Source organism: Tepidimicrobium xylanilyticum, from assembly GCF_900106765.1.
Classification (GTDB): domain Bacteria; phylum Bacillota; class Clostridia; order Tissierellales; family Tepidimicrobiaceae; genus Tepidimicrobium; species Tepidimicrobium xylanilyticum.
This window is the reverse complement of the sequence record NZ_FNNG01000024.1, coordinates 1-12,316: the sequence shown is the minus strand read 5'-3', so window position 1 is coordinate 12,316 and position 12,316 is coordinate 1. Positions and strand designations below refer to the sequence as shown.

Sequence of the window (12,316 nt, the reverse complement as noted above, 5' to 3'; positions counted from 1 at the left end):
TATTAGTTTCAGTTGCAATAGTAGAATTTTTTACCCCAGTTTTGGAATAATTTATAAGGTATATTCTAATATCCATTGCTGTAATATCCTCTACTTTTTTTCTTATAGAATTAGCAAATTTCCTAAGTACTCTACCATAACTCTTTAAAGTCCCATCGCTTAACCCCTCCGCTTATCTTGCAGACAAATATAATAAAATCATACTATTTATGTTATTACTTACTGATAGTGAGATTCTTATATCTTCAACACTGTAATCGCATAAAACCTCTTCGATAGCTTATTTGACATCTTTTTGGTTGATTAAGCTACCATATAGCAAATTTAATTTTTGTATAATCCTAGTCACAGCTGGTGGCGATATAATGGTAAAATATTATTGTAGAGGTTATGAATATTTCGACGTTTACTTCGATTATATATATGCTAAATAAGTATTTTTAGCTATTGAGAGTTATGGCAGTATAGATTATAGGGATAGTCTTGATTTTTCTGGTACATTCATTAGACTTTATTAAAAATAACAAAATAAAGAGCCAAGAGTAATATAACACTTTTGACTTTTGCATCCCTCTGACATCATACATTAATCTAAGATAAAAAAAATATATAAATCTACTAGACTACAACTCCATGTACTATTTTGCGTTAATCGTACCTCGCCGTCAGTAATCCTAATTGTTGCGGTATTTGAAGTCTCTGGACTCGATAATGTTTTTGACAATGAATCCTTCGGAGAAGATAAATAGAATAAACTATCATCGTAGAGGTAACGTCCCCCAGAAAACCAGCCATTTCTTGCCCTGTAGCCAATTGGTTTACCGTATACCTTAGTAAAAGTCTTTGAGGTGTAGCCTCCAGCAGTATCCTTATCTACCGAAATATCACCAATTCGTACCGTCTTAAGCGTTGGAGTTGGTTCATATGTCCCGGTCACTCCGCCAATATTAACACCTTTTTTAATATTTTCAGCAATTAAATTAGCAAATTGTGCTTTAACAATACCACTTCCATTATGATAACCCTCTGGAATTACTATCTGCCCACCTTGAGTAGTTATTGTACGATTTATTGCACCTCTATTTGGCATTGTACCGACTTTTAACCCATCCTCTGTACCAAATGTTATTCCCTCTAAAACATGATTAGGCTGTGCTGTTCCGTACTCACCCCCTTCACCCAACAATTGAAAAACCGAACCTGTGTAAACTAAATGACATATTTGCCCTGCTTTAATATTGCCACTTGACAAAGCATTTCCGTTTGATTTCCGTATTGGCTTTGCACCTAGCCCATTAATATTTAGTGTGCTAGCTCCTGTATTAGCATTAGTGAATTTAACCTTCACGCTCATACCTTCAGTTAATGCTGTTATTCCTTGAATATTTACCGCATATGAGTTTGTTCCAGTAGCTATAACATAAGGTATATGGTGAAAATTATCTGCCTTATGTGCATCAAGTTCTCTTTGACTTGCAGCTGCTAATACCCATTCTTCTCCTGTATCTAAATAAATCTCTCCTGTGTCTTGTGCAAAATAATATCTACCTGCAATCCCTGGTTCTGGTCTATTTACCAAAGTACCACCTGTCAAATCTCCTATCCCTTCGCCTTTTTTTACTGCTAATTGGTCTATTTTCTCAAAGTTCTCATTAAAATCTTCTATGCTATAAAATTCAATATCAGATGGTTTCTTTAAATTAAAATTCTTTGTATATCCAGCCATTAACTAATCACTTCCTCTCTTAACTGTTTGTGAGTGTATTGGCTTAATTGTGCATGGGTGAATTTACTTAAAGTCAAGTGTTGATTATATCTTAATTCTACAGTTATAACTAAATTTGATGGAGCCATTTTTCTTACTAGCTTATCTACTTCATCAAACATCCTTTTTACAACCAGCTCTATTTTTATGTTTAACGTATATTCTCCTGCGTTTAATGTCATTACATAACCATTTTCACCACATAATTGATTTAGTTTGTTAATCAACACTTTGTATGTGTATGGTAGCTTATCATTCTCTCTTGCTAATACTCTAAATCTTCTTGTTTCTAAACTATCATCAGCAAAAGGTGTTATTTTGTATATTTTTTCTCGTCTTGCTATCCCTCTTTCTGTTGCTGTTTCAATGAATTGATCATCAATTAAATTTGATACAGATTCTTTCAGCTCATCTATTTCAATATTTTCTGTATTTGCTATTTCTTGCAATTCTTCTATCTCTTGCAAAACTAATGGCCAATACTCTTCTATTTGCTTCATACGATAGTCACCTCACCAAGTACAGGTATTTCCACATCTTCTAGTACAAGATTTTCAGCTAGTCCGTTTATCTTAGTATTTTGTATGTCTAAAACACCCGGCAAGCCCAAAGCTCTAGTTTCAATATAGCTAATTCTAACTACTAGGTTTTCTTCGTCTTGCCAAGTCTTTTTAAGTTCGTAAAAGTAACCTTCTATTGTAGCTATGAAATTGGGTTTCACATCCTCCCAAGTATAGCTTTCTTGAAATATTATGTTTGTTTCTATGTTGACGGTACACTCCGATACCCCTTCTACAGTTACTACATGACCTATAGGAGCTATGCCAACTCCTTCACCTTGATGCCCTACAGGGTCTATTTCGTTTTGAATATAATCAACCAATTCTTGAGAGGGTTTATTGTAGTCGCTGTCTATTATAACTAGCTTGACAGTTCCTCCGCCATTCCAAACTGGATACACCTTTACGCCACCTACACCATTTAATTCATTTGTTTTCTGCTTATAGTCTGCAATATTCCCTCCAAATGCTTGACTTTCTAAACTATCGAAATATCTCTTTCTTAAGTTCTCGTCATCTTCTTCATCTTCTCCGGGAATAAGGATATCCACCAACTCAGCGGATTCTAAACCATTTATATATTCAACTGGTATAAGAGAACCTGAATAAACATTCCCTATTGCTCCCGGTTCTTCACATTCAAGCCTAAATTCCCCATCTGTAATTTTATCTATAACTACATAATTCAAATCTTCACCAGTATACCTACTCCCTATAGGTACATTCAAAGGTAATTGGTTATTAGTTTTAAATATTCCCCTTCTAATTGCTTTAGTAGCTAGTCGTCTAATAATTCCTCTTTCTGCTGCTCTCCTAGTCAAGTCCTCCCCTGTAGCAGTATCAGCATAGGTTCTGTTTTCGATATCCTCCAGTTCGATATACATTTGGGCCAATTCAGCAGCGGCAGGGGCTAAGGCGTTCCAAATTATACCTCCTTGCCTTTTATCGTATTTATTGGGTACTCTATCCAACATTCTTTGCAGTATTTCCTCAAATGAATACATTATATTTCCACCTCCCTAGAGGCTTTTATATCTCCAAATACTGTGTGTACTGTGAATGTTGCTAATATAGTGTTTCTGTCTATAGATTCAAATTCAAAATCGGATACATCAGTGATTCTATCATCAGCTATCAAGGCTTCTCTGATTCTTCTTTTTAACTCTGAATAAGCATAGGCCTTATCTTTACCAAATAAGTCAGCTAATTCTACTCCATGATTCCAATCATAGATCAAATACCTATATCTTTCAGTATTTAATATTAGATATATAGCTTGTTTCATTGCTTCTAATCCATCTGTATAGCCTACTATTCGTTTGTTTTCAAAATCTATTTTCCAAGTATAAGTAGGTTCTTCTACTACTTCCAATTCCTCGCCAATCGGTATGTTTTCAATTTTAGGTATCATGCACTCACCAACCTATCTAGGACAATGTATTTTTGTCCTCCTTGTACTCGTATCAGTAAGACTTTCTCCCCTACCTTTAATCCTTTCTTATGAATATGTTTCTTTGTGCCTTTGTACTCGTGTTTATGGTTATAAGGGCTAGTAAGAGCTTCTTCTGTCATGTCATTAATCTCAACCTCTACTTCACTATCAATAACATTAGAAGTAAGGAGTATCATATTCCCTTTTATATTCATACGCTGTTCTACATTGATTTCTAAAGGGTTTATTTTCGTAACAGTACCATAAGCTATACTCATTGGCGAACTATTTTCTACGGCCTCTATAGCAGCTTGTTTTATAATTTGTATCATACTCACTATATATCACCCCTTAAATCCAATGTCATCCAATGTTCATCATTACCAAATACATGCTTTGCTTTTTCAACTAACATATACTGCTTTACGCTTATATCTCCAACATTTTCTAATAAAGTCATTACACTTGTCCCAGCTCTTACTCTTATATCTCCTAAAACTTCTTTTAACTGCAATGTTCTCTTTTTCTTATTTTTTAGTTTTAGTATAGCTTCCGCCTTGGCTTTTATATTAGTTTCTTCATTAACATTTTCAAAATACTGCAATACACCCCATCTATTTATGTTTACACCATGTTGTAATTCATATTCCTCCGCTTTTCCTAATTTTTCATTATTTCTACGTAGCTTTACTTTGTTATATGTGTCTGTATCTATGTCGGTTTTATAACTATAATTTTGTGCATTATAATCACCTACTACTAAGGCAGGGATTTTCATTGTCTCAACATCTCGTAAGTTTAATTTCCCAAAATCATCAAATAGTACATACATTTTACCTTTGTTCATTAAGGTTAAATCTAAAGCATCGTAGATGATGTCAAATAGAGTTTTATTATCTTGTATTCTATATGCTATTGTATAACCTGTATCTTCTATAATTCCAGCTTGCAAGTTGAAATCATTAATTATTTTCTTAACCAAATCTGATGCTTTCATATTTTCATAGATATAAGTATCTTTATTTTTCAAATACCTCAATTGGTCATAAGCTGTAACCTTAATAATCTGGTCTTTATCTCTTTCTTTTACAAACACAAATCCAAAGAAAACATCTTTTTCATTTACTCTAAATAAAACAGGATTCCCTTCCTGAAAGTTTATTACATCATCATTTACAACATTGAAAGTAAGTTTGCCAGGTTGACCTATTCTAGTAGTTTCCCAAACAACATCACCTTCTATAATAGGTAAATATCTTTTTCCATTATTGATAATTGATATTTCATACATAGCCTATCACCTTAACCTTAAGACTTGTCCTGGATAGATTAGATTAGGGCTTGATATATTGTTTAATTTTGCTATTTCAGTATATTTGTTGCCATCATTTAGTTCCTTTTTAGCAATAGCCCAAAGCGTATCCCCTTGCTTAACTGTGTACGTCTTGGCTGGCTCTTTAGCAGGTCTTTCTTCTTTAACTGTTACAGTAGCCTTGTTACCTTCGACTTCTTTTATTTTTATTACTTGAGTTTTGTACTGCTTATATTGTTTTAGCCTTATTTCAACATATATATCACCGACTTCTCCAGCCCTTTCTTCTACAGTGTATTCCTCTAGTGATACTAACATATTGGTATCAAATAAAGGTTCATCCCAAGGGGCTACTCTACTAACTATAAATCTAACTGGTTTCTTTTCTACTTTATATCTTTCAAACTGTCCTAAGTAGTATTCTGGAGGTCTGAAACCACTTTCATACACTGCAAAAGGTAAGGGTTGTCCGGGCAGTAGTAGCTTAAAATTAAATTCACTCAGTCCCGGGTCCTTTAATATGTTTACATCGCCGATATTTAATAATTCAATTACTTTATTTTTATTGTTTATTTTTAATGTTAGGCTAGAAGGAGGTATAGGCAATTGAATAACTTCTCCTTCATAATCAAAATAAAAAGAGTACATATTAACTATGCACCCCCTCTGCAGCTATATTAATTTCTTCAGTCAGTATTTCTTCTAATCTGCCTATTATTCCATCTATATCAGCAGTTTCTCTTATATCTCCTGTAAAGTTAATACTTATCTGTGGTGCTAATGTTGCAGTAGTAAATCTATTTATTGTTTCTTGCTCTGCAAGATCTCTCATCCATTTTAAATCTTCCTGTGATATATCAACTGAATCCTTAATATCCCCTGTATCATCTGCAATTTTAGCTATGTTTTTCGCCATATCCCCTAAGTTTAAATCTAATCCTTTTTCTTTAGCTGCTTCTTGAGCTGCCCTTATTTCTGCTTGCCTTTGAGCAGTCGCTGCTCTTGCTTCTGCTTTCATTTGTCTTAAAGCTGCATCTCTTTCAGCTATACTAGCTTCTATATCAGCACGATATTTCGCTAGTTCAGCTGTTCTTTGTGCTTTTCTTGCTTCAATTTCTGCCTTAGCAGTAGTTGCAAAGGTTACTTCACTTATTGCATCTATAGATACACCTGGAATCTTATTTAATGTACCAATAAATTTATTTATTATCCCTATTGCTCCGTTAACCATGTTTTGCAGGATATTTAATACCTTTACGTTCATATCATCCATATAGTTCTGTATTGCTACATTCGCTATCATAAATCCTAGTTTCATTTTATCTAACATATTTAAAATCCAGTAACCACCTGTAGTAAATCCAATCTTTAACCAATCCATAATAGTTAATATTTTATCCACTGCTATTTGCCAAGCTATCTTAACTCCTCCTACAGCCTTTATCCATTGGTACATCTTTCCGACTAAAATTCCTATTGCTATAGCTACCCATAATGCTGGATTTTTTAGCATAGTTATTATTAATTCTCTATTTGCCTCTACTACCAACCATGTAACAGCTTTATGAATGCCCATTGCTACTGTATAAGCACCTATTGCTGCTGTAAGTCCCCAAAATATAGGCTCTAATGTAGACCAGTTATCATAAATCCATTGGGCACCTCGGCCTAAACCCTGCAATACTGGCTCAAATGTCTGTAATAATGTGTTCCCTATTACTGTTGTTACTTGGCCAAATGTCATTGGCATCTGTGCAAATTTAGCATTAGTTTCTTCTGCTGTTGCAAACATTGCATTTTTTACTATTTGTGAGGTTATTTTTCCTTCTTGTGCTAATTCTCTAATTTTTCCTATAGGTACACCTAAATACTTGGCGATAGATTGAATTATTGTTGGTGCCTGTTCGAATACACTATTTAATTCTTCTCCTCTTAATACTCCTTGCCCCATTGCTTGTGTTAGTTGAAGCATTGCTGCTTCAATTCCTTGTGTGCTTGTTCCAGATATAGTAAAATGTTTGTTTAATTGTTCAACGAACGCTATTACTTCATCATTACTAGCAAAAGCATCTGCAGCTAATATACCCATTTGTGATACTGCTGAAGCTGTAGTTAAATAAGATCCTCTTGCTCTTTGAGCTGATTGGAATATTTTTTCCTGCAACTCTGCTGTTGTTTGTAATCCATCATTCATAAGGTCAAGCCTCGCTGTTGTAGCAGTTATTTGGTCAGTTAGTGCTATTATCTTTTTGACACTGTATGCTGCTCCTAAGGTTTTTCCTAACTTTTTTAATTTTTTCTCTAAAGCATCTGTACTATTTACATTTTTCTTTACTTGATTATCTTGTTGCTCAAACTTTTTAGTAGCTATATCCGTTGCTCCTGCTAATCTTGCTTGTGCTCTTCCAGCTGAATCTAATGTATATACTATTCTAGTTTCTTTATTCATTACTCTTTTAGCACTATCAATGCTTCTTTTCATTCTATCAGTCTTACCAGTAACTCTATCTAGAGTCCTGCTCATATTATCTATTAAATTTAAACTAGTTCTTATACTTGCCATTTATTCACCTTCTTTCAAGGTAAAAATAAAAGCACCTACTAAAAAGTAAGTGCTCCTATAGTTTTATTACTCCATCTTCTGTGTTTAGCTTAATGATCTTACTTCTAATTTCTTTTACAAATTTCGTAGTTTCTGATAAGCTCGTAACTCCATTTCTAACTTGTAGTATTATTGGTTTGATTTCTCCTTCTGATTTGTAATTTATTACTACAAATCCTCCTTTTTCTTTCTTAGCACCTACACCAGAAGCCGCCCCTGCTATTGCACCTAATGGCCCTAATACTAAGCCACCAGCTATTCCTCTAGCCAATGGTGATTTGTTTTTTTCTAATTGGTCTACTTTATTTACAAATTCTATTGCTGTTAATTGAGGAAAATCTATTTGATATTTTAGATCTTTATGCTCAATTACTAACCTTTCATCATTAGCATATACGTTCGCTACAGAATGTTCTACCATATTAGGTAATCCATATCTATATACAATATCACGGATACCTATATCAAAACCTTGTTCTTGCATTTTTTGTTTGAAGTTTTTCTTTGAGTTTCTCCTATAAACTATTGAAAATATTAACCCAGTTATAGCTATTAACAGTAGTATTATTTCCATTAAGCATACCCCCTTACATTTATTTTACACTAATCATAACAAAATATTAGGGGTTTTAGCAATTATTTCTTTAATTTTGCAGCTTCTAGTTTCTCTTTTTCTATTCTTTTATCTATGCAAGCATATATAAAGGCTCTTTCATATCTATCTATAGGCTCTAATGGTGACTTACCCATTAATACTCCAGGTCTTATTTTAAGTTTATGAAGGGCATAGTATGCATAATTTGCATCACTATCCCCTTCTTCTATTAGTTTTTTGCCTCTTCAACCAGCTCTTCCATTCCTACATCAAAACCATTAACCTCTTGTACAACTTCTAATAATTTGGCATATTCTCCACTAGTTAACATTGTTCTTACTAAGTTTTCTGCTCCTACAACTCCATAGGATTCTTGTAGCTCTTTATCTTTTAGATTAGGGAATACTACGCTTTCTACTATTAATTTTGCAAGGTATTCATCATAATCTGTATTGGTAGTTACTATTCCTTTATCTTTTATCTTTTTAGTACAAGCATTTCTAAGAGCTTTGTTTTCTGCTTCTGTCAAAGCCCTAATCTCCCATGGTATTGGATTTCCTTTGTCATCAACAAATCTATCTGATATAACATGTTTTTCAATTTCTGTTTTTAAAGCATTTTGTGCTAAAAATGCACTTAGTCCACTCATTTTATCCCTCCTATTTTATTGGGTTGAATTTATTTGGCATATCTACGTCATTAAATGTAAAACTGATTTCTTCATCTAGTGTTTCTGATTCTATATCAAGCTTAGCCATAATTGCACTATCAAGGTTTACACCTTTCAATATAACTGTTTGCTTACCTATATTGCTTGTTGGATCCTCATTTTCTACTAATATATCAAAATAAGTGTCTTTTCCAGTCTTAATATATTCCAACATTAATTCCCTAAACTTACTAGTAGCATAGTAGACTGTAGCTGTACCAGTACCACTCCAACCACCAGCTTTATGTTGTGTGCCTGTTTTCCCTAATACAGGGATTTCAACTTTCTTTTTTTCAACTCTACCTTCAATATTTTTTAAGTATAGCATTTCATGGACTTCACCATTTATTGTCGCATATGCTTTGCCCATTTTACCAGATATGACATCTTCTACTCTCATAAAAGCCATACGTTCCTCCCCTTTCTATCTGACTTGTACGCTCATGTAGAGTTTTTCCATAGCATCAGTAGGTTGTACTACTTCATTAACTATAACATCCTGTTTCTGTGCTCCTGGTAGTACGATTATATCTTCTTCATTAAAGTTTTCTATTGCTCTAATATTAAGTAATTGTTCATGATAATTTACTAATTCATTCTTAAACAATTGTCTGCCTATATCATCATTAGTAACTTTACCTAAATAGAAATCATTAAATATTCTAGCTGTATCATTGGCTATCTGATCTAATACCCTTATTACTCTGTTTGAACTAAAGTCTTGATTCTTTTCAGGTGAAAAGCTAGTAAATGTATTAATATCCTTTAACACTCTTACATCATTTCCATCTTGATAAAAAGCAAATTCTCCATTTTGGATAAATTGCTCAAATTCTCTTTTCTTAAATTTCGTTTTTACTTCATATTCTCCATCATAAACCTTGTTTGTAAGAGACTCATTGACTGCTGCACCTGCTGTTTGTCCAGCTACCCAATAAACTAACTCTTTATTATTCTTAACACTTATTACACCCTCAAAATCTGCTTTTGCATAGTCAAATAATACAGTCGTTATCTTAACACCTTCATCATCTCTCATTCTTTTTGTAAAACTATCAAATAATGATTTAGTTACTTCATCTTCTCCTGCATATAGTAAAGTAGTAAAATCTTCTGCTTCAATCTTATCTAGGAATGTACTGTAGGATTCTCCTGTAGCTGCTCCATTCTCTCCACCAGTTAAAGGTACTCCTGCTGTAACTTCTAATGCTCCAGTTCCACTAAACTCTACAAAGTTGTTAGGCTTTAGTTCTCCAATATTGCCTACTGTTTGAATATCTACCTGTGTACTTCCTAGATAAGTAATTACATCAAAGCTTGATTCATCATCTATGTTGGCTTGTACTACAACTTTAATGTCGTTTCCTCTTGTTCCCGGGTATTTGGAGGTTATTGTTAATTCTCCTACCGTCGCTGTCGCTTTCTTTCCTCCTGTATTGATTCTGTATAATTTCACCATGCTAGCACCTTTAAACACTTCTCTCAAGGGCTTCATCTTTTCATCTGCAAAACTATACCCTAATATGTTTAAAGCTTCTTTCTGGAATTCTCCTGCATCTATGGTTATAACTTCATCTTCTGGTCCCCAATCCATTTCTAAAGGCATTGCAACTATTCCTCTTTCTCCCATAGTGCCTAATGCTCTAGCAATGGATACAAAGTTTATATATGCACCTGGTAGGACCTTATTCATAGTAGTAAATGTTCCGCCACCTAAAGCCATATTATTTCACCTTCCTTTTTAGATACTCATTAACTTTTGTCTCAACTTCTTTAAGGGTATAAGTCTTGCCATCCTCCAAAATAGCATTAATTAAGTCCTTGCTGTAACTTAATTTCTTACTTGCAAGGACTTGTTGTTTAGTAAATCTATTTTCAGTTTTCTTTGTTACTTTTTCTTTCATTATTATAGCACTCCTTTCCAATGTGATATAATTTTAATTAAATGGGTGCCTCTTATAGGAGGTTTATTATGTTTAAGATTGAAGGCTTTGATGAATTAAGTAAAGAATTAAAAAAGTTATCTAAAAATGCAAAAAGACTCCATGGTGAACATAAAATCTCTTTTGAAGAATTATTTACTAAATCCTTTATGGAAAAATACACAAAATTTTCTTCTTTTGATGAATTGCTAAAAGCTGGCAACTTTATAGTAAATTCTGAAGAAGACTTTTTAGCAATACCCGACGACATCTTTGATTCACATATTAAATCCGTTACAACATTCTCATCATGGCAAGACATGTTAGATAAAGCGACTGAATTATGGATTGAGAAAGAACTATTTAAATAAAGATTAGCCTAGAGGCACCCATTTTAATTATTTTCAATGTGAAATTTAAAATCATGAATATTATTTAATTCTATTTTTAATTCTTCAAGTAAAGATTGTGCTTTATCAATATGCTCTTCAAACTCTTTAATATTCTTTACCTTAATATTTGTTGTTAATTCCACATTTTTTTCTTCCTTACTTATCATCCTTTAAACCTCCTTCAATCTCTAAATTCTCCATCTTTGGTATCGGATCTATTTCCTTCCTTACAAATATTGGGTACCTTACAAAGAAATGCAATACACCATCTGCTATTCTGTGATTCATGTCATAGCCCCTAAGTGCCCTTCCTGCCACTTCTATATACTCCATCTGTTCATATAAAACTTCTGCCATAGCTCTCATATCTGCATTTTTAGTAGGACTATTTGGGTTAGGGAAATAATGTATATCGTATAGATGGTCCCTTTTATATCTATTACCTAATTCTCGTTCATGGCTTGTATTGACTTCTTTAACAAAAAAACAAGGCTCTTGAAAACCTTGCTCTATAGTTTCGCTATATATCTTTGTGTCTTTATCTCTAAAGCTATTGATTTTTCTTGATATAGCTTTTCTGACTTCATCTTTCATTTGAAATACTCCTCTAGAAAATCTTTTAATTTCTTTTCTAATAGACTTGGTAATTCTTTTTGCATTTCATCAACTGATACAGTCATCATAAACTCACCTTCAACAAATGGTTTTTTAAGCCTTTTCCCTATTGCTGGAACATACTGTCCTACATTTTGCCTATGGCCATATTCAACATAACTAGCATATTTTACAGGGTTTTCAATAATGATTTGATACACTCTGCCTTTTCTGACTACTTTTGTATGGTTATAGATATATTCGTATGAATCCATATCTTTACCGGCAGTCCAACCTCGTCTTAATGTTCCTCCTACCTTGCCAGAATCAGGAGGATATTGCCCTACTGGTGTTCTTGCTATGATTTTTGCCAGTGTTCTAGCTGCAATTTCTTTAATGGTATCTTCATGGAATTTTTGGACTTCTTCCTCTG

General features: G+C 33.4%; 17 protein-coding genes and 1 pseudogene. 1 reads left to right on the top strand and 17 read right to left on the bottom strand.

All coding sequences use genetic code 11. The features are described 5' to 3' along the window. From BLV68_RS16390 to BLV68_RS14575, 14 genes and pseudogenes are all read right to left on the bottom strand, one after another. A pseudogene (locus tag BLV68_RS16390) lies at positions 1 to 157 on the bottom strand (site-specific integrase); the annotation flags it as partial. A gap of 429 nt (positions 158 to 586) precedes the next feature. Beyond that, the gene (locus BLV68_RS14640) at positions 587 to 1,726 is read right to left on the bottom strand and encodes a hypothetical protein (RefSeq protein ID WP_093755122.1); all 1,140 of its coding nucleotides are present in this window, start codon (positions 1,724 to 1,726) and stop codon (positions 587 to 589) included. After that, a complete protein-coding gene (locus BLV68_RS14635) occupies positions 1,726 to 2,265 on the bottom strand; it encodes a putative phage tail protein (protein WP_093755120.1) in 540 nt (179 codons plus the stop codon). The genes BLV68_RS14640 and BLV68_RS14635 overlap by 1 nt, the downstream gene beginning before the upstream one ends. After that, entirely contained in the window at positions 2,262 to 3,329 is a 1,068-nt protein-coding gene (locus BLV68_RS14630) for a baseplate J/gp47 family protein (protein WP_093755118.1), read from the bottom strand. The genes BLV68_RS14635 and BLV68_RS14630 overlap by 4 nt, the downstream gene beginning before the upstream one ends. Beyond that, a complete protein-coding gene (locus BLV68_RS14625) occupies positions 3,329 to 3,736 on the bottom strand; it encodes a DUF2634 domain-containing protein (RefSeq protein ID WP_093755116.1) in 408 nt (135 codons plus the stop codon). Before BLV68_RS14625 ends, BLV68_RS14630 begins: the two co-directional genes overlap by 1 nt. Further along, positions 3,733 to 4,089, bottom strand: coding sequence for a DUF2577 domain-containing protein (locus BLV68_RS14620; protein WP_234949944.1), 357 nt, complete (start codon positions 4,087 to 4,089; stop codon positions 3,733 to 3,735). The genes BLV68_RS14625 and BLV68_RS14620 overlap by 4 nt, the downstream gene beginning before the upstream one ends. 5 nt (positions 4,090 to 4,094) lie before the next feature. Next, complete coding sequence (locus tag BLV68_RS14615; RefSeq protein WP_093755112.1) at positions 4,095 to 5,048, bottom strand: XkdQ/YqbQ family protein; 954 nt, start codon at positions 5,046 to 5,048, stop codon at positions 4,095 to 4,097. Positions 5,049 to 5,054: 6 nt separating this feature from the next. Beyond that, positions 5,055 to 5,717 (bottom strand): LysM peptidoglycan-binding domain-containing protein, encoded by a 663-nt coding sequence (locus tag BLV68_RS14610; protein WP_093755110.1) that lies wholly within the window; start codon positions 5,715 to 5,717, stop codon positions 5,055 to 5,057. Position 5,718: 1 nt separating this feature from the next. Continuing rightward, positions 5,719 to 7,632: a tape measure protein gene (locus tag BLV68_RS14605; protein WP_093755108.1), complete on the bottom strand. Its 1,914-nt coding sequence runs from the start codon at positions 7,630 to 7,632 to the stop codon at positions 5,719 to 5,721. 55 nt (positions 7,633 to 7,687) lie between these two features. Further along, on the bottom strand, positions 7,688 to 8,245 hold the full coding sequence (locus tag BLV68_RS14600) for a hypothetical protein (RefSeq protein ID WP_093755106.1): 558 nt from the start codon (positions 8,243 to 8,245) through the stop codon (positions 7,688 to 7,690). Between the two features lie 250 nt (positions 8,246 to 8,495). After that, complete coding sequence (locus BLV68_RS14590) at positions 8,496 to 8,915, bottom strand: phage tail assembly chaperone (RefSeq protein ID WP_093755102.1); 420 nt, start codon at positions 8,913 to 8,915, stop codon at positions 8,496 to 8,498. Positions 8,916 to 8,925: 10 nt separating this feature from the next. Next, positions 8,926 to 9,384, bottom strand: coding sequence for a phage tail tube protein (locus BLV68_RS14585; RefSeq protein WP_093755100.1), 459 nt, complete (start codon positions 9,382 to 9,384; stop codon positions 8,926 to 8,928). Positions 9,385 to 9,399: 15 nt separating this feature from the next. Continuing rightward, positions 9,400 to 10,698 (bottom strand): phage tail sheath family protein, encoded by a 1,299-nt coding sequence (locus BLV68_RS14580; RefSeq protein ID WP_093755098.1) that lies wholly within the window; start codon positions 10,696 to 10,698, stop codon positions 9,400 to 9,402. 1 nt (position 10,699) lies between these two features. Then, positions 10,700 to 10,879 (bottom strand): hypothetical protein, encoded by a 180-nt coding sequence (locus BLV68_RS14575; RefSeq protein WP_093755096.1) that lies wholly within the window; start codon positions 10,877 to 10,879, stop codon positions 10,700 to 10,702. Positions 10,880 to 10,947: 68 nt separating this feature from the next. On the opposite strand from BLV68_RS14575, the gene BLV68_RS14570 reads away from it, so the two are divergent. Beyond that, the gene (locus BLV68_RS14570) at positions 10,948 to 11,268 is read left to right on the top strand and encodes a hypothetical protein (RefSeq protein WP_200773813.1); all 321 of its coding nucleotides are present in this window, start codon (positions 10,948 to 10,950) and stop codon (positions 11,266 to 11,268) included. A gap of 23 nt (positions 11,269 to 11,291) precedes the next feature. On the opposite strand, the gene BLV68_RS15560 is transcribed toward BLV68_RS14570, so the two are convergent. From BLV68_RS15560 to BLV68_RS14560, 3 genes are all read right to left on the bottom strand, one after another. After that, complete coding sequence (locus BLV68_RS15560; protein ID WP_159428722.1) at positions 11,292 to 11,456, bottom strand: hypothetical protein; 165 nt, start codon at positions 11,454 to 11,456, stop codon at positions 11,292 to 11,294. Further along, positions 11,446 to 11,883: a phage tail terminator family protein gene (locus BLV68_RS14565; RefSeq protein ID WP_093755092.1), complete on the bottom strand. Its 438-nt coding sequence runs from the start codon at positions 11,881 to 11,883 to the stop codon at positions 11,446 to 11,448. Before BLV68_RS14565 ends, BLV68_RS15560 begins: the two co-directional genes overlap by 11 nt. Next, on the bottom strand, positions 11,880 to 12,316 hold a 437-nt coding region (locus BLV68_RS14560), incomplete at its 5' end, for an HK97 gp10 family phage protein (RefSeq protein ID WP_093755090.1). The genes BLV68_RS14560 and BLV68_RS14565, both read right to left, overlap by 4 nt.

Coding starts and splice junctions, on each gene's coding strand:
- BLV68_RS14640 (WP_093755122.1), bottom strand. CDS start 1,726: ATGGCTGGATATACAAAGAATTTTAATTTAAAGAAACCATCTGATATT.
- BLV68_RS14635 (WP_093755120.1), bottom strand. CDS start 2,265: ATGAAGCAAATAGAAGAGTATTGGCCATTAGTTTTGCAAGAGATAGAA.
- BLV68_RS14630 (WP_093755118.1), bottom strand. CDS start 3,329: ATGTATTCATTTGAGGAAATACTGCAAAGAATGTTGGATAGAGTACCC.
- BLV68_RS14625 (WP_093755116.1), bottom strand. CDS start 3,736: ATGATACCTAAAATTGAAAACATACCGATTGGCGAGGAATTGGAAGTA.
- BLV68_RS14620 (WP_234949944.1), bottom strand. CDS start 4,089: ATGATACAAATTATAAAACAAGCTGCTATAGAGGCCGTAGAAAATAGT.
- BLV68_RS14615 (WP_093755112.1), bottom strand. CDS start 5,048: ATGTATGAAATATCAATTATCAATAATGGAAAAAGATATTTACCTATT.
- BLV68_RS14610 (WP_093755110.1), bottom strand. CDS start 5,717: ATGTACTCTTTTTATTTTGATTATGAAGGAGAAGTTATTCAATTGCCT.
- BLV68_RS14605 (WP_093755108.1), bottom strand. CDS start 7,632: ATGGCAAGTATAAGAACTAGTTTAAATTTAATAGATAATATGAGCAGG.
- BLV68_RS14600 (WP_093755106.1), bottom strand. CDS start 8,245: ATGGAAATAATACTACTGTTAATAGCTATAACTGGGTTAATATTTTCA.
- BLV68_RS14590 (WP_093755102.1), bottom strand. CDS start 8,915: ATGAGTGGACTAAGTGCATTTTTAGCACAAAATGCTTTAAAAACAGAA.
- BLV68_RS14585 (WP_093755100.1), bottom strand. CDS start 9,384: ATGGCTTTTATGAGAGTAGAAGATGTCATATCTGGTAAAATGGGCAAA.
- BLV68_RS14580 (WP_093755098.1), bottom strand. CDS start 10,698: ATGGCTTTAGGTGGCGGAACATTTACTACTATGAATAAGGTCCTACCA.
- BLV68_RS14575 (WP_093755096.1), bottom strand. CDS start 10,879: ATGAAAGAAAAAGTAACAAAGAAAACTGAAAATAGATTTACTAAACAA.
- BLV68_RS14570 (WP_200773813.1), top strand. CDS start 10,948: ATGTTTAAGATTGAAGGCTTTGATGAATTAAGTAAAGAATTAAAAAAG.
- BLV68_RS15560 (WP_159428722.1), bottom strand. CDS start 11,456: ATGATAAGTAAGGAAGAAAAAAATGTGGAATTAACAACAAATATTAAG.
- BLV68_RS14565 (WP_093755092.1), bottom strand. CDS start 11,883: ATGAAAGATGAAGTCAGAAAAGCTATATCAAGAAAAATCAATAGCTTT.